At 65.1% G+C, this 22,979-nt stretch carries 26 protein-coding genes and 2 tRNA genes; 15 read left to right on the plus strand and 13 right to left on the minus strand.

The genetic code is table 11. The features are described from left to right. Positions 1 to 90: 90 nt before the first annotated feature. Both AC1DE3_RS14645 and AC1DE3_RS14650 read right to left on the minus strand, forming a co-directional pair. A complete protein-coding gene (locus AC1DE3_RS14645; protein WP_476852492.1) occupies positions 91 to 942 on the minus strand; it encodes a hypothetical protein in 852 nt (283 codons plus the stop codon). A gap of 322 nt (positions 943 to 1,264) precedes the next feature. Beyond that, positions 1,265 to 1,522, minus strand: coding sequence for a hypothetical protein (locus AC1DE3_RS14650; protein WP_476852493.1), 258 nt, complete (start codon positions 1,520 to 1,522; stop codon positions 1,265 to 1,267). Positions 1,523 to 1,580: 58 nt separating this feature from the next. On the opposite strand from AC1DE3_RS14650, the gene AC1DE3_RS14655 reads away from it, so the two are divergent. Then, on the plus strand, positions 1,581 to 1,838 hold the full coding sequence (locus AC1DE3_RS14655) for a hypothetical protein (protein ID WP_476852494.1): 258 nt from the start codon (positions 1,581 to 1,583) through the stop codon (positions 1,836 to 1,838). Positions 1,839 to 1,884: 46 nt separating this feature from the next. Here the strand turns inward: AC1DE3_RS14655 and AC1DE3_RS14660 are convergent, their stop codons facing one another. The 3 genes from AC1DE3_RS14660 to AC1DE3_RS14670 form a co-directional block, all read right to left on the minus strand. Then, complete coding sequence (locus AC1DE3_RS14660; RefSeq protein ID WP_476852495.1) at positions 1,885 to 2,049, minus strand: hypothetical protein; 165 nt, start codon at positions 2,047 to 2,049, stop codon at positions 1,885 to 1,887. 78 nt (positions 2,050 to 2,127) lie between these two features. Next, entirely contained in the window at positions 2,128 to 2,364 is a 237-nt protein-coding gene (locus AC1DE3_RS14665) for a hypothetical protein (protein WP_476852496.1), read from the minus strand. Positions 2,365 to 2,412: 48 nt separating this feature from the next. After that, complete coding sequence (locus AC1DE3_RS14670; protein ID WP_476852497.1) at positions 2,413 to 2,847, minus strand: helix-turn-helix transcriptional regulator; 435 nt, start codon at positions 2,845 to 2,847, stop codon at positions 2,413 to 2,415. Positions 2,848 to 2,985: 138 nt separating this feature from the next. Between AC1DE3_RS14670 and AC1DE3_RS14675 the strand changes: the two genes are divergently transcribed. After that, positions 2,986 to 3,378 (plus strand): DUF669 domain-containing protein, encoded by a 393-nt coding sequence (locus tag AC1DE3_RS14675; RefSeq protein WP_476852498.1) that lies wholly within the window; start codon positions 2,986 to 2,988, stop codon positions 3,376 to 3,378. A gap of 56 nt (positions 3,379 to 3,434) precedes the next feature. On the opposite strand, the gene AC1DE3_RS14680 is transcribed toward AC1DE3_RS14675, so the two are convergent. Together AC1DE3_RS14680 and AC1DE3_RS14685 are read right to left on the minus strand one after the other, a co-directional pair. Further along, positions 3,435 to 3,659 carry a hypothetical protein gene (locus AC1DE3_RS14680; RefSeq protein WP_476778323.1) on the minus strand — a complete coding sequence of 75 codons (225 nt, stop codon included), beginning with the start codon at positions 3,657 to 3,659 and terminating at the stop codon, positions 3,435 to 3,437. Positions 3,660 to 4,316: 657 nt separating this feature from the next. Beyond that, a tRNA-Asn gene (locus AC1DE3_RS14685) sits at positions 4,317 to 4,391 on the minus strand. 169 nt (positions 4,392 to 4,560) lie between these two features. On the opposite strand from AC1DE3_RS14685, the gene AC1DE3_RS14690 reads away from it, so the two are divergent. From AC1DE3_RS14690 to AC1DE3_RS14700, 3 genes are all read left to right on the plus strand, one after another. Beyond that, a tRNA-Cys gene (locus AC1DE3_RS14690) sits at positions 4,561 to 4,634 on the plus strand. 359 nt (positions 4,635 to 4,993) lie between these two features. After that, the gene (locus AC1DE3_RS14695; RefSeq protein ID WP_476852499.1) at positions 4,994 to 5,836 is read left to right on the plus strand and encodes a hypothetical protein; all 843 of its coding nucleotides are present in this window, start codon (positions 4,994 to 4,996) and stop codon (positions 5,834 to 5,836) included. 78 nt (positions 5,837 to 5,914) lie between these two features. Next, positions 5,915 to 7,369, plus strand: a complete 1,455-nt coding sequence (locus tag AC1DE3_RS14700; protein ID WP_476778360.1) for a cryptochrome/photolyase family protein — start codon at positions 5,915 to 5,917, stop codon at positions 7,367 to 7,369. An 8-nt stretch (positions 7,370 to 7,377) separates the two neighbouring features. On the opposite strand, the gene AC1DE3_RS14705 is transcribed toward AC1DE3_RS14700, so the two are convergent. Further along, a complete protein-coding gene (locus AC1DE3_RS14705; protein WP_476778361.1) occupies positions 7,378 to 8,160 on the minus strand; it encodes an SDR family NAD(P)-dependent oxidoreductase in 783 nt (260 codons plus the stop codon). A gap of 172 nt (positions 8,161 to 8,332) precedes the next feature. Between AC1DE3_RS14705 and AC1DE3_RS14710 the strand changes: the two genes are divergently transcribed. The 3 genes from AC1DE3_RS14710 (at position 8,333) to AC1DE3_RS14720 (ending at position 10,586) form a co-directional block, all read left to right on the plus strand. Continuing rightward, complete coding sequence (locus AC1DE3_RS14710) at positions 8,333 to 9,049, plus strand: alanyl-tRNA editing protein (protein WP_476778766.1); 717 nt, start codon at positions 8,333 to 8,335, stop codon at positions 9,047 to 9,049. Between the two features lie 144 nt (positions 9,050 to 9,193). Continuing rightward, positions 9,194 to 10,051: a 3-mercaptopyruvate sulfurtransferase gene (gene sseA, locus AC1DE3_RS14715; protein ID WP_441513270.1), complete on the plus strand. Its 858-nt coding sequence runs from the start codon at positions 9,194 to 9,196 to the stop codon at positions 10,049 to 10,051. 13 nt (positions 10,052 to 10,064) lie between these two features. Next, positions 10,065 to 10,586 carry a cupin domain-containing protein gene (locus AC1DE3_RS14720; protein ID WP_476778362.1) on the plus strand — a complete coding sequence of 174 codons (522 nt, stop codon included), beginning with the start codon at positions 10,065 to 10,067 and terminating at the stop codon, positions 10,584 to 10,586. A gap of 117 nt (positions 10,587 to 10,703) precedes the next feature. On the opposite strand, the gene tsaA is transcribed toward AC1DE3_RS14720, so the two are convergent. Beyond that, positions 10,704 to 11,195 (minus strand): tRNA (N6-threonylcarbamoyladenosine(37)-N6)-methyltransferase TrmO, encoded by a 492-nt coding sequence (tsaA, locus tag AC1DE3_RS14725; protein ID WP_476778363.1) that lies wholly within the window; start codon positions 11,193 to 11,195, stop codon positions 10,704 to 10,706. 14 nt (positions 11,196 to 11,209) lie between these two features. Next, the gene (locus AC1DE3_RS14730) at positions 11,210 to 11,416 is read right to left on the minus strand and encodes a TOBE domain-containing protein (protein ID WP_441513267.1); all 207 of its coding nucleotides are present in this window, start codon (positions 11,414 to 11,416) and stop codon (positions 11,210 to 11,212) included. A 117-nt stretch (positions 11,417 to 11,533) separates the two neighbouring features. Between AC1DE3_RS14730 and modA the strand changes: the two genes are divergently transcribed. From modA to AC1DE3_RS14765, 7 genes are all read left to right on the plus strand, one after another. Then, positions 11,534 to 12,337: a molybdate ABC transporter substrate-binding protein gene (modA, locus tag AC1DE3_RS14735; protein WP_476778364.1), complete on the plus strand. Its 804-nt coding sequence runs from the start codon at positions 11,534 to 11,536 to the stop codon at positions 12,335 to 12,337. Further along, a complete protein-coding gene (gene modB / locus AC1DE3_RS14740) occupies positions 12,334 to 13,032 on the plus strand; it encodes a molybdate ABC transporter permease subunit (protein WP_476778365.1) in 699 nt (232 codons plus the stop codon). The genes modA and modB overlap by 4 nt, the downstream gene beginning before the upstream one ends. After that, positions 13,029 to 14,123, plus strand: a complete 1,095-nt coding sequence (modC, locus tag AC1DE3_RS14745) for a molybdenum ABC transporter ATP-binding protein (RefSeq protein ID WP_476778366.1) — start codon at positions 13,029 to 13,031, stop codon at positions 14,121 to 14,123. The genes modB and modC overlap by 4 nt, the downstream gene beginning before the upstream one ends. Before the next feature lie 221 nt (positions 14,124 to 14,344). Then, complete coding sequence (locus AC1DE3_RS14750; protein ID WP_476852500.1) at positions 14,345 to 16,849, plus strand: heavy metal translocating P-type ATPase; 2,505 nt, start codon at positions 14,345 to 14,347, stop codon at positions 16,847 to 16,849. A 1-nt stretch (position 16,850) separates the two neighbouring features. Then, positions 16,851 to 17,261 carry a Cu(I)-responsive transcriptional regulator gene (gene cueR / locus AC1DE3_RS14755; protein ID WP_476778368.1) on the plus strand — a complete coding sequence of 137 codons (411 nt, stop codon included), beginning with the start codon at positions 16,851 to 16,853 and terminating at the stop codon, positions 17,259 to 17,261. Positions 17,262 to 17,427: 166 nt separating this feature from the next. Then, the gene (locus AC1DE3_RS14760; protein WP_476778369.1) at positions 17,428 to 18,846 is read left to right on the plus strand and encodes a M20 family metallopeptidase; all 1,419 of its coding nucleotides are present in this window, start codon (positions 17,428 to 17,430) and stop codon (positions 18,844 to 18,846) included. Positions 18,847 to 19,050: 204 nt separating this feature from the next. After that, positions 19,051 to 19,608, plus strand: a complete 558-nt coding sequence (locus AC1DE3_RS14765) for a MarR family winged helix-turn-helix transcriptional regulator (RefSeq protein WP_476778370.1) — start codon at positions 19,051 to 19,053, stop codon at positions 19,606 to 19,608. Here AC1DE3_RS14765 and AC1DE3_RS14770 read toward each other — a convergent pair. Genes AC1DE3_RS14770 through AC1DE3_RS14780 form a run of 3 tightly spaced genes read right to left on the minus strand, consistent with a single transcriptional unit; the run spans position 19,565 to position 22,910 of the window. Then, positions 19,565 to 20,275, minus strand: coding sequence for an ABC transporter ATP-binding protein (locus AC1DE3_RS14770; RefSeq protein ID WP_476852501.1), 711 nt, complete (start codon positions 20,273 to 20,275; stop codon positions 19,565 to 19,567). The two genes, AC1DE3_RS14765 and AC1DE3_RS14770, sit on opposite strands and share 44 nt — an antisense overlap. Continuing rightward, entirely contained in the window at positions 20,275 to 21,048 is a 774-nt protein-coding gene (locus AC1DE3_RS14775) for an ABC transporter ATP-binding protein (RefSeq protein WP_476852502.1), read from the minus strand. The genes AC1DE3_RS14770 and AC1DE3_RS14775 overlap by 1 nt, the downstream gene beginning before the upstream one ends. Further along, a complete protein-coding gene (locus tag AC1DE3_RS14780) occupies positions 21,045 to 22,910 on the minus strand; it encodes an ABC transporter permease (RefSeq protein WP_476852547.1) in 1,866 nt (621 codons plus the stop codon). Before AC1DE3_RS14780 ends, AC1DE3_RS14775 begins: the two co-directional genes overlap by 4 nt. Positions 22,911 to 22,979: the final 69 nt, after the last annotated feature.

A 22,979-nucleotide genomic window follows, 5' to 3' on the forward strand; every position in this document is an offset into this window, starting at 1 on the left:
TAATATAGCGAGACCCAAAAAAAACTGGCCGCTAGCGCCCGCTGGCGGCCTTTTCTCTGGAAACCGGCTGCGGATGTGCGGTCAGGCCTGCTAGAATGGAAATTCCTCGGCTTCGGCGTCGATATTGAAGTTCTCGGAGAACTTCCCTTCCGAAGTGGCGGCAAGCACATTGATGACGCCCTTCAACGGGTATTTTTCGAGAATTTCGTCGCCGTCGAACTTGCTCCAGACACGTTTCTTCCCGTTTACCTTTAGCTGAGCCCAGCCGCCGGGCAGCAATTTGCTTACCGGTGGCCTTATGAAGTGCCTTTTTCTGTATTTGGGAACGTCTGACGAGGTTGAAGGACAAACCTCATCACCTTGTCGGAATTCCCACCCTGGCCCGGTATAAATATAAATCGCACCAATCTCAGGCGAAGAGATAATCGTCGTGTTATGTAGGTCAAAAACAGCGTCTATAACCGCATGCGCGTAGTAATCGCTCTTTGAAAGATAAATGAATGGATCTTTCATGGTTATATTAACTGCTTTTGACTTCCTATTTTTTGATTCTTCTTTTAGCCACCCGACTTCCGATTGAAGCAGCTTTTTTAGCTTCTGGATAGAATTTCCGTAAACCAGATGCCGATGTTGCTTTAGATCAAATGGTATGTCGGACGCATCCTGCGTCAGCAAAGTGCAAAGTTTATCCTTTGCATGCGCGTAGCCAACTTCATAAAATACATTAGGATTCTGACCCGTCATGTCGGCGATAATGAAATCAGCTGCGTCTATTTGACGATAAATGCGATCAAGCATGCCTTCTGAGTAGAATTGCTCGTCTACACGTTGGGCCACTACTCCTTGCTCTGATGCCGCAGCCTGGATGCCCAACTTGTAGATATCGTCGAACGCGGAATCGAAAGGCATCAGGACAAATGCAAAAGGCTTCTCCGCGCTCATCAACTGCATCCCACCGTGGCGATTCTCGACACTAAGGCAGGCACGCGCGGAGCACCATTCCGACCCCGCGTCCCGGATGATCTGTTGCGCGTATCCACAATCAGCTTGACCCCGCACCGGCTCTTGTTCCTATTTTGTTCTAATCATAGGAATGGAGGCCGCCATGGTGAGCAGGTCAGTTCGCTCATTGCATCCCCACACAGCCGCGGAGATGCGCCAGGAAACGCTCGCATTCCAAAACAAGGTCCGCAGCTGGTGCTCGTCTATCCCCCTCGACACGCCCTCCATGGTCGCCATGGAGACGCTCAACGACGTCGCCGGCCTAACCGCGCGATGCCTGCAGACCGTCATCGACGGCAAGAGGCAGAGCACGGGTCGCGCCGGGATTGATGATTTCGAGTGAGCCAGAAAAATCGATGGAACCTGCGGGAGAGACGCGCGTTAGCGCCTCCAAAATGGAGGCGGAAATGTGGCGCGTTTCGTTTCTAGCGGCGTTGTTCTCGGTGGCGGGGATCACTTCGGTCGTGGCTTCTCCGTCGATTCCGACCACGTGGTTTGGCGACGCAATCTGGCTCGTCATCGCAGGGTCGTCCGCTCTTGCCGTAATGGCGTTTGAGGGCGAAAACGGGTGACCATCCATGACCCCGCAAGATTCAATTGCGGTCACGACCAGAGTGGGACCGGAAGGGCATTTTCGCGTCGATATTCCGTTGGATCCCGCCACATTGAACGAGCAGCTATTCGAAGTCGGCACCTGGCTAGTCGAATGGAAAATCCCGCACCAAGCGCGGATCACGATGGACCCGCCGTCTCGCCGCGTCCGGATCAGCTTTCAGGACGAGCGTCACGCCCGGGCCTTTCAAGCCCAGTTTGGCGGCGAGCGGCATGATTGGTAGCGAGGCGCGGGGGCGGTAAGCGCGGATGTACCGCGACCGGGCCGGTCTATTTAGGCTTGAGGCCCTTCCGGATTTCCTCAATAGCCCACGCCTTCACCTGCTTTTTGGTTCCGGTGACCTTCTTGCCGTCATCCGTGTTCTCGACCGTCACCATCTTGGCTAGCGCCTTCCGCGTAGGCGAAGCCTTGCTTTTGATTACGAGCTTTGCCATTTACCGCCTCCCACTCGCCGCAGCGTCACCTACCTGTCTGGGCGTGGTCAAGGGGGGGCTGCCGCAGCAACTGCGCAACTACTCCGCCCGCTTACGCGCTATTGCGGCCAAGGTGCCGAGAGTAACCGCGAAAAGGAAGGTGTAGAGTCCCTGATCAATCGCCTGCCCAGTCGTCTTACTGCCGATATAGGCGGCGCGCGCTGCTTCACGAGCCTCCAAAGGCTCGATCGATGCGACATATATGCCAATGCCCGCGCGCCATAGTCCAAAAATCAGGGCCAGAACTGCGGTTACATGGGCCAATTTGACGAACATTGAGCGTCCCCTTCCGTTGACGTGCCTCCCATACGCGCCGCAGTGCGGTCAAGGGGTGGGTTTGCGGCGGCCCTTGCCTCGCGCTCGCCCGATCACTGCAGGTTCGTCCGTGAGCGCTCCACGGCGCTCGGCCTTTTGCTGCGTAGTCGCGCCCGAGCCGCTTAGAGCCTCGTCCACGGCATTCGCGGCCTGTGATCTCACCTTCGCCGCACTGGCCTGCATTTCCGCCTCTGTTGCGGCTTGGCGCGCAGGTAGGCGGAGCGCTACCCCGGCGCCGCTGGCGGTGTCGCCGTTATCCACGAACTGAACGCCCGCCGCTTCAAGGGTGCGCCGAAGCGCCGTCGCGGTCGTCAGGCGCGGATCGGTGACGCCGCGCTCAATGTTCTTGATGGATTGCGCCGCGACGCCTGACGCCTCGGCCAGTTGATTCTGTGACCAGTTGAGGAGCGCGCGCGCCGCGCGTATCTGCTGGGGTGTTAACATACCCAATTAGTGCGACATCATGGCGCGCAGGTCAATATGTATGATCCAAATGCTCATAATTGTGCTTGACGGTGATCCGCGCCTCGGCTTTTAATGTGACCCGTTAGATCACTTTAGGCGCCCGAAGGAGCATGCAAATTGGCTAGCATTGGTGGAAGCTACAACCCCGACGCCGAACCGAGCAGCGGCTATACGCCGCTTCCGGCCGGGGAATACCAGATGGAGATCGTCGAGTCGGAATATGTCGCGACTGCCAAGGGCACCGGCATGGTGTTGAAAACGAAGTGCCAGATCGTCGGCGGCGACTTCGATCAGCGCCCGTTCTACATCAACTACGACCTCGAGAATGATAACCCAGACGCGGAGAAAATCGGCCAGCGCGAATTTGCCAGGCTCCGCCGGGCCGTTGGAGTGCTCGCTCCCGAGAACAGCGCGGAACTGCACTGGAAGCCGTTCCGGGTGAAGCTCCATGCCGACGGGCCGGTGCAATACCTGTTTGACGAGCCCGCTGATCTGCGGAGGGCCGCCTGAGAATCGCCGCCTGCGACGCGATGGGAATCGCAGCAGCAGCGCCGGGATTCCCGTCGTCAGACGCTTTCGATCACTCGTCCGGCAAAAGTCATATAGTCCGCGCCGACCGACGTGATCCTTATATGGCACCGTCCCCCCTCGTCTGTCTCGAGCAGTAGATCGCCCTGAAGGTCTGCGAGCGCCAATACGCTGGGGTCGCAGAGCAGCTTACCCGATCTCTCATTCGACATGTCGCACACGATCTCGGCACGTTGTCCTGTCTTCGTGATCAAGCGAGCCATGGGTTCGATCCTTCTGCGCGAGGGCGGCGATACTGCTGGCGCTCGGAATGACGGACTGCCGGCCCATCAAATCTTTGCCTGCAAGCGAGGCCGGATCCTTGATATGGGTAATCGTCTGCAAATCGCTAGGGGTAGCTTGATATTAATAAGTCACAGTCGGAGAAAACTGAATGTTACCCAAATGATATCAGCGCTTTGAAGACTTTTTTATTAAGCTGAAAATTTGATAATTACAGACTTACTTGGCGTGCGATGCTTGCCTCACGTCTTGTTTTGGCCGGTTCGACCAGGATCGAACGGGCCAAGCGCGCGACCGGAGTGCTTAGTCCGCAGGACAGCGCCGAGCTGCATTGGAAGCCGGTCCAGTTCCCGTTCAGCATTGAGCGTGTGGAACTCCTGAGGGCTGCCTAGACGCCGGGCTGCGGGGCATGGGGGGCATGCGCAGCCCGGCGTCCGCCGCCCCAGGTCTCGACTGCAGCAGCGCCTCACTTTCGATTCGCGATTCGGGCTGAATTGCGGCGCCACAGAATCGTAGACGGCAACGCGACTGCCGACATTCTCGGCATTTCCGGCAGGGAGATCATAGGGAAAGCGTTATGGACTGAAATTCCCGATTTGGGAATTCGCCATTCATTTCAACGCTTTAAGGAGTTTTCGTGGCTCCCGGAGCAGGATTCGAACCTGCGACCAATCGATTAACAGTCGATTGCTCTACCGCTGAGCTATCCGGGAACAACGTGGCGGGGTCATAGCGGGGCGCCCCCGGCAGCGCAAGCCCCTTGCGAGCCAACGAAGCAGATTTGTCATCAACGCTGTGGACGGTGCGATGCCGGCTTGCGGCGAACTGCGGCTTGTGGTTATAGCGCTTTCGCTGAAGCGGCAGACGCCGCTTTCGCCGGAAGGCCTCGTGGCGGAGTGGTTACGCAGAGGACTGCAAATCCTTGCACCCCGGTTCGATTCCGGGCGAGGCCTCCAACAGATTTTCAAGCGCTGGTTTCCTTGCGCTTTTCCCCGATTTGTCCCGGTTTTCGACCACCCCGCTTTCCGGCGGGACAATTTTGTCCGCGCTTTTGCCCGTGGAGAGCGTGATTCTCGCCGCGCCGAATCCGGCCAGGCGGCGGCGGCTCGTCTTCTTCGCGTAGAGCGCCGCCTGCTTCGGTGATTTGCCTTCAACATCGCCGAGAACGCTATTGGGCCGATTGCCTGGCCAAATATCCGATGCCTCGTGCGGACTGCGACAGCAGTCGCCACTTGCTTATCGCCATGTCGCGAACTGTCATATATCTGGGTCGCAGGGTCGGTTCTCAGTTTTAGGACCGCCAGAAAAGCTCGCCATGACACTCGCGAAGTCGCTCACCAACCAACTTCACAAGTCGCTCGATCCTTGGCTGTCGGTAACGCGAAAAACACGGCTGCGCGATTTCGGCCTTAAGCCTGATCAAATCCTGCCGATCGCGCATCTGGAGCCCGAAGCGCCGCAACGCTGCGTGCACCCCTTGTGCAGCCATATTATTTCCGATGCGCGTCGCTTCCATGAGCGAAACGCGCCTCGGTCGGGCCTTCGGCGTTGGACCGTTCCTACCGCCATGCTGTTGGACCTGGATCGTTTTCCGACATCGGACTCGTATATCCGTGCCGTTGCGAAGCGCTCCCACGGCAACGTCGTGCGTGCGAGCAAGAAGGCCGCCCGCCTGGGCGTCAGCTGCGCACCCATTCAAGCGGAGAGCTATGCCGCCAGCATCGCAGCTATCGCCGCCTCCAAACGCTTCCGTTCCGGGGGGCCGGTGCTGTCCGCATGGTTTGGCGTCGGGCCAAATCTCGTCGATACGCTTGCCCCACCCTCCGCGCCGGCCTGCTCCTCGCATTGGACACTGACATGGGGGGCCTTCATTCAGGAAGAAGGCGGCGAACGGCTCGTTGCATACATTTCGCTGAGGCGCGTCGGCAATATGTGCCGCACACACGAAATCATGGGGCATGGCGACTATCTCAAAACGGGCGCCGTGAAGCTCCTTTTCCTTGAGGTGGCCCGCTGGCTCACGGATCGACAGGACCCTCAAGTCCAAGGCCTTCGCTGGCTCATGTACGGCACCATGGAGCATGGCGGGGCTGGCCTGCACGAATGGAAGCGGTTGCTCTGTTTCGAGCCCGCCAACCTGAAATTTGTGCCAGGCTAACCGTTGTATAGCCGCCTGCCGCGTTTGTGCCGGCATGACTGGCGTGCGCGCGATGTTGCGCCCCGCGGGTGAGGAATGATGGCCCAACACGCCCTGCACTGGTTCAGGAACGATCTGCGACTGGCTGACAACCCTGCCCTCGCCGCCGCGGCGCAGGCCGGGCCGGTCCTCTGCCTCTATATTCTCGACACCAGCCCCGATCGTCGCCCGCTCGGCGCAGCCTCGCGCTGGTGGCTGTCGCGCTCGCTCGACACGCTCGGCAATGCGCTGGCGCAGAAAGGCAGCGAGCTCGTGCTGATGCAAGGCGATCCGGCTGCGCTGATTCCACGCGTCGCGGCAGCGGCCGGGATCAGGCTGGTCACGTGGAATCGCCGCTACGAGGCAGAGGCGATCGCGCTCGATCGCCAGCTCAAGGAAGAACTGTCGCGGTGCGGAATCAGCGTCCATAGCTTCAACAGCCATCTCCTGAACGAGCCCTGGCAGGTCACAACCACGACCGGGCAGCCGATGAAGGTGTTCACGCCGTATTGGCGCGCCGCCCGGCAGAAGGGCGAGCCGCTGGCTCCGATTCCTGCGCCAGCGCGAATCGAGGCGCTTGCCCTGCCCGATTCGGTCGAGCCTCTCAGCATTGCGCTGCCGAATCTCGGGCTCGAGCCCCGGAAGCCCGACTGGGCCGCGGGCATGCGGGCGGAATGGACGCCGGGAGAAGACGGCGCCTCGGCCCGCCTCAACGATTTTCTCGCCGGCGGACTGGCGGGTTATGCCGAAGGCCGCGACCGGCCACGCCGCGAATCGACGTCGCGGCTTTCACCGCATCTACGCTTCGGCGAGATCGGTCCATGCCAGATCTGGCATGCGCTCCGTCATGCCCGCGCCACCGGCGAGGCGGCGGGATCGGAACGCGATGCGGAAAAGTTCCTGTCCGAGATCGGCTGGCGGGAATTCTCCTACCATCTGCTCTTCCACAATCCCGAGCTGGCGACACGCAACTACGATGAGCGCTTCGACTGTTTTCCCTGGCAACCCGCCAGGGAAGCGCTGAGCCGCTGGCAGCGTGGACAGACCGGCATCCCGCTGGTCGACGCCGGCATGCGCGAGCTCTGGACGACAGGCTGGATGCACAACCGCGTCCGGATGGTCACGGCGTCCTTCCTGATCAAGCATCTGCTGCAGGACTGGCGCGCCGGCGAAGCCTGGTTCTGGGACACGCTCGTCGATGCCGACCCCGCCAACAACGCTGCCAGCTGGCAATGGGTGGCGGGATCGGGCGCCGACGCCTCGCCCTATTTCCGCATCTTCAATCCGGTCACGCAGGGCGCGACCCATGACCCCGCCGGCGGCTATGTGCGCAAATGGGTGCCGGAGCTGGCCGGGCTCGCGGATGACGACATCCACGAGCCGTGGAAGGCGTCCGAGATGGCGTTGCGCGCGGCGGGAGTGCGAATCGGCGAGACCTATCCGGCCCCGCTCGTCGACCTCGCCTTCGGGCGCCAGCGCGCGCTCGATGCCTTCGCCAAGATCCGCAACCGTTGAAGCAACGCTCAGTCAGGCCGCTCGGCAAAGCGGGACATCAGCGCGAAATAGATCGGATAAGGCAATAGCCGCGCCGCCTTCAGGATCCACGCGAGGCGACGCGGGAAGGTGATTTCGAAGCCGCCGCGCTCGAAGCCGTCGACGATTCGACGGGCGCCATCCTCCACCGTCAGCAGGAACGGCATCGGGAATCGCCGGCCCTGCGTCATCGGCGTGTCGACGAAACCGGGATTGACCAGTTGCAGGCGAATGCCGGCTGCCTTGCAATCGAAGCGCAGCGCCTCGCAGAAATAGATCGCGCCCGCCTTGGCGGCACCATAGGCGGCAGCACCGGGAAGGCCACGGTACCCGACCAGCGACGCGTTGACCGCGATCTGGCCGCGCCCGCGGGCAGCCATGCGCGGCTCCACGGCGAAGAGGCTTTTCACGACACCGAGCAGATTGACCGCGACAACCCTTTCGACCGTCTCGGTATTGATCCTGCCGCCTTGCCCCGACGCGATGCCGGCATTCAGGAACGCCAGCGCGATCGGTCCGTGAATGCTCTCGATGGCCTCCGTCACTCCCCGCATCGCCTGTGCGTCGGTCACGTCGCCGGCATGGGCTACGATCCGGCCCGGCAGGCCTTCAGCCTCGCGCGCCACCGCTTCGAGGGCATCGGTCCTGCGCGCGGTGATCGCGACCGTCCAGCCGCGCCGCGCCAACTCGAGCGCGACCGCCGCGCCGATGCCGGAGCTGGCACCGGTGATCCAGGCGACGCCGTCCTGCGGGGTCATGCGGGGCAAGGCCATCGGCGGCTCCGGTTTGATCGGAACAGCCATCTAGGCATCGAAACGCGATGCCGGAAGCCATGCGGTCCAAATCATCCCCGTTATCCCGCCAAGGCTGTGGCACAGTCGCAGCAATCGGTGCAGTCTGCGCGGCGAAGGCGCCTTGCGCGCGACCCACGAGATTGACGAGATCATGCCGACCGAACTGCTGTTTCGCCAGGATGCCTATCTGCAGGAGACGCCTGCGACCGTCCAAACCGTCAACGAGCGCGGCGGCGTCATCCTCGACCGTACGGTGTTCTACGCGACCGGGGGCGGCCAGCCCGGCGATGTCGGGCATCTCCGCCTGACGGACGGCGGCATCGTCGCCATCGGCACCACGATCTACGATCCCGAGGACAAGAGCCGCGTCATCCATGTTGCCGCTGAGGGACAGGCGCTGCCGGCGCCGGGCGATGCCGTCACGGCAGTGCTCGACTGGGAGCGCCGCTTCAAGCGCATGCGCGTGCACACCGCGCTCCATCTGCTCAGCGTCGTGCTGCCCTTCCCCGTCACGGGGGGATCGATCGGCGATGGCGACGGGCGGCTCGATTTCGACATCCCGGAAGGCGGACTGGACAAGGCCGAAATCACCGAAAAGCTCCAGGCCTTGGTCGCGCGCCATGCCGACGTGACCGAACGCTGGATCACCGACGAGGAGCTCGACGCCAATCCGGGCCTGGTCAAGACGATGTCGGTCAAGCCGCCGCGCGGCTCGGGCCGCGTCCGGCTCGTGGCTATCGGCGATATCGATCTGCAGCCCTGCGGCGGAACCCATGTCCGCAACACGGCGGAGATCGGCCTCGTCAGCGTCACCGATATCGAGAAGAAGGGCAAACAGAACCGGCGCGTGCGCATCGCGCTGGCCTGAGATTGGCTTTCGACGGACCGTCACGGTCATTTCGAGGCCGCGCCGATCCGGAATCCATCGCGTTCCATGATGGATTCCGGGGCAAGCCCGGAATGACGGAGCGGATCCGATCATCAGATAAGACTTTGCCCAGAGGATACGCCTATGGCCCGTGAAGACGTTTTCGTTTCAACCGAGTGGCTCGCCGAGCGCCTGAACGCGCCCGATATCGTCGTCGTCGATGCCTCCTGGTATCTGCCGGCGCAGAAGCGCGACGGAGCGGCCGAATATGCCCAGCGCCGCATTCCCGGCGCGGTCCATTTCGATATCGAGAAGATCAAGGACAGCCGCTCGTCCCTGCCCCACATGCTGCCATCCGCCCCCGAATTCGCGGCGGCCGTCGGCGCGCTTGGCATCGGCGACGGCATGCGCATCGTCGTCTATGACGGGCTCGGCTTCTTCTCGGCGCCGCGCGTGCGCTGGACCTTCAAGGTGTTCGGCGCACGAGACGTCGTTATCCTTGACGGCGGCTTCCCGAAATGGCTCGCCGAGGGCCGTCCCGTCGAGGAAGACAGTCCGCAGCCGCGCCAACCCCGCAGCTTCACCGCCCGGCTCGACAACGGCGCCGTCGCGAATGCCGAGGACGTGGCGCGGGCCACGGCCTCGCAGGCGATCCAAGTGGTCGATGCGCGCGCGGCCGACCGCTTCCGCGGCGAAGCGGCGGAGCCGCGTCCCGGTCTCCTCTCCGGCCATATTCCCGGCTCGCTCAACCTTCCGTCATCCCAACTCACCTCCGATGGCAGGCTGAAGTCTCCCGAGGAGATCACGGAATTGTTCCGGGATGCCGGCGTCGATCTCGACAAGCCCTCGATCATGACCTGCGGTTCGGGCGTCTCGGCCGTGATTCTGTCGACGGCGCTCGAGACCGTCGGCAAGCCGGCCAAGGCGATCTATGACGGCTCATGGTCCGAATGGGGCATGGGCCAGCGGCCTGTGGCGACCGGGCCAGCGAAGAAGGACTGATCGGGAGACTGCCATGGACCACGACCACGATCATTCGCACGACCACCCGCACGATCACAGCCATGACGGCGAGCCGCGCTGGAAACATGATGGCGTGCGCGTCATCTCCGGCGACAAGCTCGATCCCAACACGGCGCAGACGCCGGGCATGTTCCGGCAGGCGGCGATCAACCATGCCCGTGTCGGTGCGCAGAAGATCTGGGCCGGCACGGTTGCGATCGAGCCCAACGCCAAGACCGGCGTGCATCACCATGGCGAGCTCGAAAGCGTGATCTATGTGGTGAGCGGCAAGGCCCGCATGCGCTGGGGCGAGCGGCTTGAATTCGTCGCCGAGGCCGGGCCGGGCGACTTCATCTATGTGCCGCCCTTCGTGCCGCATCAGGAGATCAACGCCGATCCCGACAACCCACTGCAATGCGTGCTGGTGCGCTCGGACAACGAGGCGGTGGTGGTCAACATCACCGATGTCGACCCGGTCGAAAAGCCGGAAGAGGTCTATTGGGTCGACCCCATCCACAAGCACCCGCACGGCTGAGCGGGACTGCAGAAACGCCGTCGTTTTGCTCGGGCTTGCCCCGAGCATCTCCTGCCAGGGTTCTCGGGTCTGCGCTTCGCTCCGCCCTAGAACGACGGCGTTCTCAACGGGGCAACCTCAACCCGTCTCGAAATCGCCGGGCTGCGGCGGCGCGATCGGCGTGAACAGCGTGCGGTCCGGCTTGATGTCGAGGAGCGGCGTCTCGTCGAGGCAGTCGAGCCCGCGCACCAGCAACACCCGCCCTTCCCGCGCCACCAGCGTCGCGATCGAGGTGCCGATCGGATTGGGCCTCACCGGCGTGCGCAAGGCAAACGTGCCGTGGGTCTTGCCGTTGTTGGCTGGGCTCTGGCGGACGAGGTCCCGGCGCGACTGGTGCAGCCAGTAGAGCACCTCGAGCCGTTCGAAGCGCTCGACGCCATCCAGGGCCTCGTCCCAGGGCGGGAAGAGTTCGATGCGGCAGATCGGCCCGTCCGCCCTGCCCTGGCGCGGACAGGTCAGTCGCGAGGTCCAGGGCGTGCGGATCGTACCGATGAAGACGAGGCCGGCATCGGTCGCCTGCGGCGGCGCGACGGCGACCTCCTTCTCGCGGATTTCGTTCTCGCGGACCATGGCGGCAGACCTCCTCAGTCGATCGCGATCATCACGTCGGAAGCCTTCACCACGGCATAGGCCTCCTTGCCGATGGTGAGCCCGAGATCGTCCACCGCCGCGTTGGTGATCGAGGACGTCACGATCGCGCCGCCGATATCGATGCGGACATGGGCCGTCGTCGCGCCCTTGGTGATCTCGACGATCCTGCCCTTGAGCTGATTGCGCGCGCTGATCTTCATGGCTCGTCCTTTCGTTGCGACAACCCGACTGCGACGGCGCCTTGACTTGGCTCGGGGGGCGCGGCAACCATCGTTATATCCATCGATATACAACGATAAATTCGAGCGAGGAACAGCATGTTGAAGCGTCGCACCCTGCTGGGCATGGGCCTTGCCCTTGCCGTGAGTTTCCCCCCGGCGTTCAACGCCGCTCAGGCGCAGACGAAGGACCTCGTCATCTTCGCCGCTGCCAGCATGAAAAATGCGCTCGACGAGGCCGCCGCCAACTGGGTTAGGGAGAGCGGCAAGCCCGCGCCGAAGATCTCCTACGCCGCCAGCAACACACTCGCGAAGCAGCTGGAGAACGGCGCCCCGGCGGATCTCTTCGTCTCGGCCGATCTCGACTGGATGGACTATGCGGCCAGCAAGGGCCTGATCAAGCCGGACACCCGCGTCAGCCTGCTCGGCAACCGCATCGTGCTCGTTACCAGCAAGGATTCGACCGCCAAGCTCGACCTCAAGCCCGGCGTCGATGTTTCTGCGGCGGTCGGCTCCGGCCGCCTCGCCATGGGCAATGTCGATTCCGTCCCGGCCGGCAAATACGGCAAGGCTGCGCTGGAAAAACTCGGCGCCTGGGACAAGGTGAAGGACAAGATCGCGCAAGCCGACAATGTCCGCGCCGCTCTGCTGCTGGTCTCGCGCGGCGAGGCCCCGCTCGGCATCGTCTATGCGACCGACGCGGCCGCCGACCCGCAGGTCAAGGTCGTCGCAACCTTCCCCGAGGATTCGCATCCGCCGATCGTCTATCCCGTCGCCATCACCAAGGATTCGGCCAATCCCGATGCGCAGGCCTTCCTGACTTATCTGCGCAGCCCCGCTGCCAAGCCTGTCTTCGAGAAGCAGGGCTTCACGGTTCTCAACAAGCCCGCCACCTCTTCGTGACCGACTGGCTTTCGCCCGAAGAATGGACGGCGGTGAGGCTCAGCCTCATCGTCGCCAGCACGGCCATGCTCGCGAGCCTGCCGCTCGGGCTTGGCGTTGCGCTTCTGCTGGCGCGCGGGCGCTTCTGGGGCAAGTCTCTGCTCGACGCCATCGTCCACATGCCGCTGATCCTTCCGCCGGTGGTGACGGGCTACCTGCTGCTCATCGGCTTCGGCCGGCGCGGGCCGATCGGGCAGTTCCTCTATGACTGGTTCGGGATCGTTTTCTCGTTCCGCTGGACGGGTGCGGCGCTGGCCTGCGGCGTGATGGGCTTTCCGCTGATGGTCCGCGCCATCCGTCTCTCGATCGAAGCCGTCGACCGCAAGCTGGAAGCCGCCGCCGGGACGCTGGGCGCCAGCCCGCTCTGGGTCTTCCTCGTTGTCACCCTGCCGCTCTGCCTGCCCGGCATCATCGCCGGCATGATTCTCTGCTTCGCCAAGGCGATGGGCGAATTCGGCGCGACGATCACCTTCGTCTCAAACATCCCCGGCGAGACGCAGACCCTGCCCTCCGCGATCTACACCTTCACGCAGGTTCCGGGCGGCGACGCCGGCGCGATGCGGCTGACGCTGATCTCGATCGTGATCTCGGTCGCGGCGCTCTTCCTCTCCGAATTGATGGCGCGCATCGTCGGTCGCCGGATCGACATCGAATGAAGCCCGCCCTCGATATCGCGGTCCGGCACCGGCTCGGCGACTTCAAGCTCGATGCCTCCTTCACCTCCGACGGGCGCCTGACCGCGCTGTTCGGCAGTTCGGGCTCGGGCAAGACCTCGCTCGTCAATGTCATCGGCGGGCTAATCCGCCCGGATTCCGGCTATGTCCGAGTCGATGGCGAGACGCTGGTCGACACCGAACGTGGCATCTTCCTGCCGAAGCACCGCCGGCGCATCGGCTATGTCTTTCAGGAGGCCCGGCTTTTCCCCCATCTCACCGTGCGCCAGAACCTGCTGTTCGGGCACTGGTTCGTGCCGCGCGGACAGCGCAAGCCGGCCGAACTCGACAAGGTGCTCGAGTTGCTCGGCATCGGCCATCTGTTGCTGCGGCGGCCGGGCACCCTCTCGGGTGGCGAGAAGCAGCGGGTCGCCATCGGCCGCGCCCTGCTGGCGCAGCCCCGCCTTTTGCTGATGGACGAGCCGCTGGCCGCGCTCGACGAAGCGCGCAAGGCCGAGATCCTCCCGCATATCGAGCGGCTGCGCGACGAGGTCGGCATACCCATCGTCTATGTCTCGCACGCGCTGGCGGAGGTCGCGCGCCTCGCCACCACCGTCGCCGTGGTCGAGAACGGGCGCATCGCCGCTTGCGGTCCGACAGTCGAGATCCTCGCCCGCCCCGATCTGGCGGCGCGGCCGGGGGCGCCGGAGGCGAGCACCTTGCTCTCGGCTGAGGTCGCCGGCTTCGAGGAAGCTTTCGGGCTGGCGCGGCTCACGACTCCGGCCGGGCCGCTGGCGATCGCGCGCGGCACGCTTCAGCAAGGCCAGCGCATCAAGATCCGCATCCTGGCGAGCGACGTCATGCTCAGCCTCGGCCGCCCCGGAGACATCAGCGCGCTCAACGTGCTGTCCGGCACAATCTCCGAGATCGGGGAGCGGAGCGGTTTCGGCGGCAGCACCGTGCATCTGCTCATCGCCTGCGGCGAGGCGAAGCTGGCGGCGCGTCTGACGGCGAAATCCGTTGCCTTGCTCGGGTTGGCGCCCGGAAAGCCGGTCCATGCGGTGATCAAGAGCGTCTCGGTCGAGATGCCTTGATCCGGACGGTCAGGGCGTCATTCTCGGGCGAAGCGAAGCGCAGACCCGAGAATCTTAGGCAGGATGAGATGAAAAGAGCCTCTTTCGGCATGAGATGCTCGGGTCAAGCCCGAGCATGACGGCCAAACCGGTGATCGGAGAATTCGAAGCCCATTACACCCCTTGACCTTCCCACCATGGGAAGCCCTATATCGCTCGTCATCACCCTAAAGGAGACGGCGATGACGGTCATCGACAGGAGCAGGAACGACCTCGAAACCCTTGATGTGGGCGTCGAGGGCATGACCTGCGCGAGCTGCGTCGCCCATGTGGAGCGCGCCATCGCAGCGGTGCCGGGGGTCGATGCGGTCTCGGTCAATCTCGCGACCGAACGGGCACATGTCACTTTTGCCAAGGGCGGCACCGATCTCGGGCAGATCGAGACCGCGATCCGGCACACCGGCTACACGCCGGTCGAGACGATGATCGAGCTGTCAGTCTCGGGAATGACCTGCGCGTCCTGCGTCGGCCATTTCGAGAAGGCTTTGCGCGCCGTGCCGGGCGTGGTCGAGGCCACCGTCAACCTCGCCACCGAGCGCGCCAGCGTGAAGACGCTCGCCGGCGACGAGATCGTCCCGGCCCTCGTCAAGGCCGTGGCCGGCGCCGGCTACAAGGCGAGCCCGACGGTCGCGGCCGATGGCGACGCGGCCTCGCGCCAGCAGGCCGCCCGGGACGAGGAGCAAGGCAAGTTGCTGCGCTCGGTCATCCTCGCCGGGCTGCTGACCTTGCCGCTGCTCGTCGTCGAGATGGGCGGGCACATGGTCCCTGCGCTGCACCACTGGCTCGCCGGCACCTTCGGCGAATGGAACGTGCGCGTATTCTCCTTCGCGCTCGCGACCATCGTGCAGTTTGGCCCGGGCCTCGTCTTCCTGCGCAAGGGTTTCCCGGCGCTGCTGCGGCTCGCGCCCGACATGAATTCGCTCGTCATGCTCGGCACCGGCGCGGCCTATCTCTACTCGACGGTCGCGACCTTCCTGCCGAATCTGCTCCCGGCGGGAACGGAGGGCACCTATTTCGAATCCGGCGCCGTCATCGTGACGCTGATCCTGCTCGGCCGCTGGTTCGAGGCTCGCGCCAAGGGGCGGACCAGCGCCGCCATCCGCAGCCTGATCGCGCTCCAGCCCAAGACCGCCCGCGTGTTGCGTGACGGCGCCGAGAGCGATGTGCCCGTCGAGAGCGTCCGCCCCGGCGATGTCGTCATCCTCCGGCCGGGCGAGCGGGTTCCGGTCGATGGCGAGGTCACGGCCGGCACCTCCTTCGTCGACGAATCCATGATCACCGGCGAGCCCGCCCCCGTGCGCAAGCAGGCCGGCAGCGTCGTCACCGGCGGTACGATCAACGGCTCGGGCGCGCTGCGCTTCACCGCTCGGAAGGTCGGCTCCGACACGCTGCTGGCCCAGATCGTGCGGACCGTCCAGGCCGCGCAGGGCGCCAAGCTGCCGATCCAGGCGCTGGTCGACCGGGTCACGCTCTGGTTCGTCCCGGTGGTGATCGCGCTGGCGCTGGCGACCTTCCTGGTCTGGCTGACATTCGGCCCGAGCCCGGCGCTCTCGCATGCGCTGGTCAATGCCGTCGCGCTGCTGATCATCGCCTGCCCGTGCGCCATGGGCCTGGCCACCCCGACTTCGATCATGGTCGGCACCGGCCGCGGCGCCGAGCTCGGCATCCTGTTCCGGCAGGGCGACGCCCTGCAGGCGCTGAAGGACGTCCAGATCGTCGCGCTCGACAAGACGGGCACGCTGACCAAGGGCAAGCCCGAGCTCACCGACATGGAGCCGGCGTCGGGCTTCAGCGCAGACGAGGTCCTGCGCCTCGTCGCCTCGGCCGAGAACCGCTCGGAGCACCCGTTGGCGCAAGCGCTGGTCGCGGCGGCCAAAGCGCGCGGGCTCGCGCTCGCCGAGCCCGTCGATTTCACCAGCGATCCCGGCCGCGGCGTCACAGCGACGGTCGAGGATCGCAAGGTCGCGATCGGCGGGCACCGGCTGATGGAAGAGGCGAAGCTCGACATCTCGCCCTTCGCGGCCCGCGCCAAGGCGCTGGCGGAAGCGGGCAAGACGCCGCTCTATGCCGCGATCGACGGCCGGATCGCCGCCGTCATCGCCATCGCCGATGCTGTGAAGGAGACCACGCCCGCCGCCATCGCCGCCTTGCACAAGCTCGGCCTCAGGGTCGCGATGGTGACCGGCGACGACCGGCGCACGGCAGAAGCCGTCGCGCGTCAGCTCGGCATCGACGAAGTCCGGGCCGAGGTGCTGCCGACCGACAAGGCCGAGGTGGTGAAGGCGCTGCAGCAGCGCGGCGCCAAGGTCGCCTTCGTGGGCGACGGCATCAACGACGCCCCTGCCCTCGCCCAGGCCGATGTCGGCATCGCCATCGGCACCGGCACGGACATCGCCATCGAGAGCGCCGATGTGGTGCTGATGTCGGGCGACGTGATGGGCGTGCCGCGCGCCATCGCCCTGTCGCAGGCGGTGATCGCCAATATCCGCCAGAATCTGGCCTGGGCCTTCGGCTACAACGCGCTGCTGATCCCGGTCGCGGCGGGCGTGCTCTATCCGGCCTTCGGCATCCTGCTCTCGCCGGTCTTCGCCGGGCTCGCCATGGCGCTGTCGAGCGTCAGCGTCGTCAGCAATGCACTGCGGTTGAAGCGCTTCCAAGTTCCGGTTTCGCATGTACAGGAGACCTGAGATGAATATCGGCGAAGCCGCGACCCGCTCCGGCGTCAGCGCCAAGATGATCCGCTATTACGAGAGCATCGGCCTGATCACACCGCCGGCCCGAACAGCCGCGCAATACCGGGTCTATGCCGATGAAGACGTCCATACGTTGCGCTTCGTGCGCCGCTCGCGCGATCTCGGCTTCTCGCTGGAGGAGACGCGCGAACTGCTCGCGCTCTGGCGCGACAAGAGCCGGGCCAGCGCCGATGTGAAGAACCTCGCCATGGCGCATGTGCGCGAGCTCGAGGAAAAGGCGGCAGAACTCAAGGCCATGGCCGACACGCTGCGGCACCTTGCGACGCATTGCCATGGCGACCACCGGCCGGATTGCCCGATCCTCGCCGATTTCGCCGCCACCTCGCCGGTGCAGGGCAAAGCCTGAGACGCTCTTCCGCCATGCGCTGAATGTCTGGACGGCGCCGGCCGAGATTGCTCATATGCCGCTGCCCACCAGAGGCGGGTCCGGCCCGGCTGCATCGGCCCCGTCGGGGAATCCGCCTCTCAACGAAAGACGGGGAGCGCCCAGGCGTTCTCCAGGCGGAACGACAATGGACAATCGAAACGATCTCTGGCGGCATGTCGATGCGAACAAGGAGCGACTGATCGCGCTGAGCGACCGGGTCTGGGGCATGCCGGAGGTGTGCTACACCGAGAAGCGCTCGGTCGCCGAGCATATCGCCGAGCTGAAGCACCAGGGCTTCAAGATCACCGAGAATGTCGCGGATATCCCGACCGCCGTGATCGGCGAGGCCGGCGAAGGCGGCCCGGTCATCGCCTTCCTCGGCGAATACGACGCCCTGCCCGGCCTCTCGCAGGAAGCTGGCCTCGCCGAGCACAAGGAAATCGAGACCAACGGCCATGGCCATGGCTGCGGTCACAACCTGCTCGGCTCCGCCGCGATGCTCGCTGCCGTCGCGATGAAGGACTGGCTGGCCGAGAACAAGATTCCCGGCCGCGTGCGCTATTATGGCTGCCCGGCCGAGGAAGGTGGCGCCGCCAAGGCCTTCATGGTCCGCGCCGGCGCCTTCGACGACGCCGATGTCGCCATCAGCTGGCACCCGTCGAGCTTCTGGGAGGTCGCCCCGGCTCTGGCGCTGGCCAATACCCGCGCCGATTTCGTCTTCACCGGCCGCGCCTCGCACGCGGCGGCGGCGCCCCATCTCGGCCGCTCGGCGCTCGACGCCGTCGAATTGATGAATGTCGGCGTGAACTATATGCGCGAGCACATGCCGTCCGATGCGCGCGTCCACTACGCGCTGCTCGACACTGGCGGCATCGCGCCGAACGTCGTGCAGGCCCATGCGCGCGTCCGCTACTCGATCCGTGCGCGTGACCTGCGCGGCATGTTGGAACTCGTGCAGCGCGTGAAGAAGATCGCGGAAGGCGCTGCGTTGATGACGGAAACCAAGATGGAGATGCGGATCGTCAGCGCCGTCTCCGACCTCGTCGCCAACACGCCGCTCGAAGAAGCCATGCACAAGGTGATGGAGGATCTCGGCGCGCCGCATTTCGACGACGCCGACAAGGCCTATGCCGAGAAGATTCGCGGCACGCTCTCGCCGCAGGAGATCGCCTCGATCTGGCGCACCGTCGGCATGCCGGATAGCGGCGCGCCGCTCGCCGACTTCCTCGTGCCGCGCGATGCCAAGCGCAACCCGGCCATCGGCTCGACCGATATCGGCGATGTGAGCTGGGCGGTGCCGACCGTGCAGGCCCATGCGCCGACCGTCGCGATGGGCACGCCGTTCCACACTTGGCAGGTGGTGGCGCAGGGCAAGTCGCCGGCCGCGCACAAGGCGATGGTCCATGTCGCCAAGGCGATGGCTGCGACCGGCGCCGCCGTGCTCAGCGACCCCGCCCTGATGGAAGCCGCCAAGGCCGATCACAAGGCGCGCCTCGGCAAGGAAGGCTACACCTCGCCGCTGCCGCCCGAGGTCAAGCCGCCGCTGACGATGTCGCTGGGCTGATAGCGACGGGCTTGCCGTCATTCTCGGGCGCCGCGCAGCGGTGACCCGAGAATCTCGCACCGATGGATGCGCCCTTCCTTCATGAGATGCTCGGGTCAAGCCCGAGCATGACGGCTGTGCTAGCCTGCGCGATTGAATGAATACATATGATCCGGGACAATGACCCCTGCCGGCCAGCCGGCAGAATCGCCGCCCGGAGCCAGCATGGATCGCACAGAGGAATCGGAAGACGGGCTCGGCCGGCATCATCGCTCGGCCAGTGGTCAGGCTGATTCCGCCACTCCCGAACCGGTCGATCTCGCCGGCTATGTGCTGGACGAGCAGTTCGGCTTCCTGCTGCGGCAGATGCAGCAGCGCTATGTCGCGATGTTCCTCGAGATGATGGGCCAGGATGGGCCAACGCCACCGCAATTCGCGGTATTGTGCCGCCTCGCCGCCGATGGACGCATCTCCCAGAATCAGCTCGGCCGCATGACGGCGATGGACCCCGCGACCATCCGGGGCGTGGTGACGCGCCTTGCCGAGCGCGGGCTGGTTGAGCGCCTGCACGATCCCGACGACAAGCGGCGCGTGCTGGTGCAGCTCGGCCAGCGCGGCCGCGAGCTGCTGCCGGAATATGTCGGGCGCGCCAAGGCGATCACCATCGCGGCGCTGGACCCGATGGCGGAGCAGGAGGTCGAGCCGCTGCTCGACGTGATGCGGCGCCTGCTCGCCGGCTTCAAACCGCCAGATACTGGCTCCGCGCCGCCTCGTCGGTCTTGAGATCGGCCATCGTATCGTCGAAGCGGATCAGCCCCTTCTCGATGATGACGGCGCGGTCGGCGATGCTGCCGGCGAAATGCAGGTTCTGCTCGGAAAGCAAGACCGAAAGCCCCTCGCCTTTCAGCACGCGAATGGTCTCCGCCATCGCCTCAACGATGACCGGCGCCAACCCCTCCGAGGGTTCGTCGAGCAGGAGCAAGCGCGGATTGCCCATCAGCGTGCGGGCGATGGTCAGCATCTGCCGCTCGCCGCCGGACATCGCGCCGCCCGGCCGATCGCGCATGCGGCCGAGATTCGGGAAGAGGTTGAAAAGCCGCTCCGGCGTCCAGTGCGGCGCACCCGCCCGCGCCGGCTGGCGGCCGACTTCGAGATTCTCCATCACCGTCAGCTCGGAGAAGACGCGCCGGTCTTCCGGCACATAGCCGACGCCGAGCCGGGCGATGGCGAAGGGCTCGCGCCCGGCGATCTCCTTGCCTTCGAAGCGGATCGAACCCTGCGGCTGCGGCACCAGCCCCATCACCGTCTTCATCGTCGTCGACTTGCCGGCGCCGTTGCGCCCCATCAGCGCGACGACCTCGCCCTGTCCCACCGAAAAGCCGACGCCGTGCAGGATCTTGGCGCGGCCATACCAGGCCTCGACGCCGGCGAGTTCGAGGAGCGCCGCCATTAGTGGCCTCCCGAAGTCGCGCCGGAGCCGAGATAGACGGCGCGCACTTGGCGGTCATTGCGGACCTCGGCGCTGGTCCCGGCTGCGATCAGCCGGCCGCGGTCGAGCACCAGCACGCGGTCGGCATGGGCGAAGACGACATCCATGTCGTGCTCTGTGAACAGCACGGCGATGCCGCGCTCCCTGGCGATGCGGGCGGTGAGCGCCATCAGCGCGATGCGCTCCTGCGGCGCCATGCCGGCGGTCGGCTCGTCCATCAGCAGGAGTTTTGGCGCATTGGCGAGCGCGACCGCAAGCTCGACGCGCTTCAGGTCGCCATAGGCCAGCACGCCGCAGGCGCGCTCCGCCTGCTTGATCATGCCGACCTGATCAAGCAGCGCGTCCGCCGCCTCACTGTGGCGCCCGTTGGCGCGGCCGAAGAGTCGCCAGCTTTCGCCGGCATGTGAAATCAGCGCCATCTGGACGTTCTCGCGCACTGTCATCGAGGCGAAGGTCGCGGTGATCTGGAAGGTGCGGCCGACGCCGAGGCGCCAGATCTTGCGCGGCTCAAGCCCGGTGATCGGCTGGCCAGCGAGAAGGACCTCGCCGCGGTCGGGCTTGAGCTGCCCGTTCAGCATGTTGAAGCAGGTCGTCTTGCCGGCGCCGTTGGGGCCGATCAGCGCGACCAGCCGCCCGGCCGCGACCGAGAAGGACACCCCATCGACTGCTTTCACCCCGCCGAAGGATCGGGCGAGGTCGCGTGCTTCCAGCACGGGGGCCATGGGTGCGGTCATGCCGCCACGGTCGCTTGCGCCGCGCTGTCCCGCCTAGCGCGCCAGAACAGCCAGGTGCCCACCAAGCCGCGCGGGAACAGGACCACCAGCAGCACGATCGACAGCCCGAGGCCGAAGCGCCAATAGGCGGTCACCTTCGCGAGCTGTTCGTTCAGCCCCATATAGGCGAAGGCGCCGACGACCGGCCCGGCAACCGTCTGCACGCCGCCGAGCAACACCATCAGCAGCGCGTCGACCGAGCGCGGGATCGCCATATAGGTCGGGAAGACCGAGCCCTTAGAGAAGGCGAAGAGCCCGCCGGCGATGCCAGCCGCGATCGCGGCGATGACGAAGGCGGCCCATTGCAAGCGCCCGACATCAAGGCCGATCGCCTCCGCCCGCAAGGGGCTGTCGCGGCCGGCGCGCAGGGCGTAGCCGAAGGGTGCGAAGATGATGAGGCGCAGGGTCAGGATCACAAGCACGGCGGTGGTCAGTGCGAGATAGTAGAACGCGGTCTTCGAGACTGCCCACGCCGAGGGCCAAACGCCGAGAATGCCGTTATCGCCGCCGGTCAGATCCGCCCATTGGAAGGCTGTCGCCCAGGCGATCTGGGCGAAGGCCAGCGTCAGCATGGCCAAGTAGACGCCCGAGAGCCGCACGCAGAACCAGCCGAAGATCGCCCCGGCGACGCCGGCCATCACGGGCGCGAAGACGAGCGCAGACTCCATCGATGCGCCCAGCCATTTTACCGCCAGCGCCGCGCCATAGGCCCCGAGGCCGAAATAGGCGGCATGGCCGAATGAGATGATGCCGCCCGGCCCCATCAGCAGATGCAGCGAGGCGGCGAAGACCGCGAAGATCACCAGATCGGTCAGCGTCAGGACGAAATGATCGGGCACGACGAGCGGCGCGATGACCAGCAGGGCAAGCGCGACAGTGCCAAACAGCTTGGCCGCGCCATCGGCCGGGCGCAGCAGGAAGAGCTGGCCGGCATGGCCGCGCGGCTCGGCGCCGGCTTTGCCGAGCAAGCCGTGGGGCCTGGCGATCAGCACCACCGCCATCACCAGGAAGACCAGCACCAGCGTGATCTTGGGGAGAATCAGGATGCCGTAGGCGTGGAGCACGCCGATCAGCACGGCGGCGAGATAGGCTCCGGTCACGCTGCCGAGCCCGCCGACAACCACGACGACGAAGGCCTCCGCGATCATCGACAGATCCATATGCAGGTTGATCGCCTCGCGCGGGAGCTGGAGGGCGCCGCCAAGCCCCGCCAGCGCGGCGCCAAAGGCAAAGACCGAGGTGAAGAGCAGGCGCTGGTTGACGCCGAGCGCGCTGACCATCTCGCGATCTTCAGTCGCGGCCCGGATCAGCACGCCCCAGCGTGTGCGATGGAACAGCAGCCAGATCAAGCCGAGCACGACCGGGCCGACCGCGATCAGAAGCAGATCGTAGCTCGGGAAACGGTTGTCGAACAGGATGACGAAACTGCGGAAACCCGGTGCGCGCGGGCCGAGTTTGTCCTCGGGGCCCCATGTCGCCAGCGCGATGTCCTGCAGCATCAGCACGACGCCGAAGGTCGCGAGCAGTTGGAACAGCTCGGGCGCCTGATAGATCCGCCTGAGGATCGTGACCTCGATCAGCACGCCGACGACGCCGGTGAGCAGCACGGCCAGGATCACGCCGCCCCAGAAGCCCAAGGGATCAGCCGGGCCGAACCAAGTCACCAGCGTCCAGGCGAGATATCCGCCCAGCATGTAGAGCGAGCCATGGGCGAAGTTCACGATGCGCGTGACGCCGAAGATGATCGACAGCCCGCACGCCACCAGGAAGAGCGACGACGCCGAAGCCAGGCCGTTCAGGGTCTGGGTGAGGACGAGATCCAGCATGTCGTCTCGGGCAAAGCTATAGGTCTCAGACGGTGGGGATCTTAGCGGTGGTGGCATCCGGTGATG

It is taken from the genome of Allobosea sp. 10L417 (genome assembly GCF_056395485.1).

Bases quoted from the DNA above. Each gene is read 5' to 3' on its own strand.
- AC1DE3_RS14775 (WP_476852502.1), bottom strand. From the start codon at position 21,048: ATGACCGCACCCATGGCCCCCGTGCTGGAAGCACGCGACCTCGCCCGA.
- AC1DE3_RS14695 (WP_476852499.1), top strand. From the start codon at position 4,994: ATGACACTCGCGAAGTCGCTCACCAACCAACTTCACAAGTCGCTCGAT.
- AC1DE3_RS14730 (WP_441513267.1), bottom strand. From the start codon at position 11,416: ATGAAGATCAGCGCGCGCAATCAGCTCAAGGGCAGGATCGTCGAGATC.
- AC1DE3_RS14700 (WP_476778360.1), top strand. From the start codon at position 5,915: ATGGCCCAACACGCCCTGCACTGGTTCAGGAACGATCTGCGACTGGCT.
- AC1DE3_RS14710 (WP_476778766.1), top strand. From the start codon at position 8,333: ATGCCGACCGAACTGCTGTTTCGCCAGGATGCCTATCTGCAGGAGACG.
- AC1DE3_RS14660 (WP_476852495.1), bottom strand. From the start codon at position 2,049: ATGGCAAAGCTCGTAATCAAAAGCAAGGCTTCGCCTACGCGGAAGGCG.
- AC1DE3_RS14665 (WP_476852496.1), bottom strand. From the start codon at position 2,364: ATGTTCGTCAAATTGGCCCATGTAACCGCAGTTCTGGCCCTGATTTTT.
- tsaA (WP_476778363.1), bottom strand. From the start codon at position 11,195: ATGGTCCGCGAGAACGAAATCCGCGAGAAGGAGGTCGCCGTCGCGCCG.
- AC1DE3_RS14670 (WP_476852497.1), bottom strand. From the start codon at position 2,847: ATGTTAACACCCCAGCAGATACGCGCGGCGCGCGCGCTCCTCAACTGG.
- modC (WP_476778366.1), top strand. From the start codon at position 13,029: ATGAAGCCCGCCCTCGATATCGCGGTCCGGCACCGGCTCGGCGACTTC.
- AC1DE3_RS14720 (WP_476778362.1), top strand. From the start codon at position 10,065: ATGGACCACGACCACGATCATTCGCACGACCACCCGCACGATCACAGC.
- AC1DE3_RS14770 (WP_476852501.1), bottom strand. From the start codon at position 20,275: ATGGCGGCGCTCCTCGAACTCGCCGGCGTCGAGGCCTGGTATGGCCGC.
- AC1DE3_RS14750 (WP_476852500.1), top strand. From the start codon at position 14,345: ATGACGGTCATCGACAGGAGCAGGAACGACCTCGAAACCCTTGATGTG.
- AC1DE3_RS14680 (WP_476778323.1), bottom strand. From the start codon at position 3,659: ATGGCTCGCTTGATCACGAAGACAGGACAACGTGCCGAGATCGTGTGC.
- AC1DE3_RS14760 (WP_476778369.1), top strand. From the start codon at position 17,428: ATGGACAATCGAAACGATCTCTGGCGGCATGTCGATGCGAACAAGGAG.
- cueR (WP_476778368.1), top strand. From the start codon at position 16,851: ATGAATATCGGCGAAGCCGCGACCCGCTCCGGCGTCAGCGCCAAGATG.
- AC1DE3_RS14765 (WP_476778370.1), top strand. From the start codon at position 19,051: ATGGATCGCACAGAGGAATCGGAAGACGGGCTCGGCCGGCATCATCGC.
- AC1DE3_RS14705 (WP_476778361.1), bottom strand. From the start codon at position 8,160: ATGGCCTTGCCCCGCATGACCCCGCAGGACGGCGTCGCCTGGATCACC.
- AC1DE3_RS14655 (WP_476852494.1), top strand. From the start codon at position 1,581: ATGACCCCGCAAGATTCAATTGCGGTCACGACCAGAGTGGGACCGGAA.
- AC1DE3_RS14650 (WP_476852493.1), bottom strand. From the start codon at position 1,522: ATGACGAGCCAGATTGCGTCGCCAAACCACGTGGTCGGAATCGACGGA.
- sseA (WP_441513270.1), top strand. From the start codon at position 9,194: ATGGCCCGTGAAGACGTTTTCGTTTCAACCGAGTGGCTCGCCGAGCGC.
- modA (WP_476778364.1), top strand. From the start codon at position 11,534: ATGTTGAAGCGTCGCACCCTGCTGGGCATGGGCCTTGCCCTTGCCGTG.
- AC1DE3_RS14645 (WP_476852492.1), bottom strand. From the start codon at position 942: ATGAGCGCGGAGAAGCCTTTTGCATTTGTCCTGATGCCTTTCGATTCC.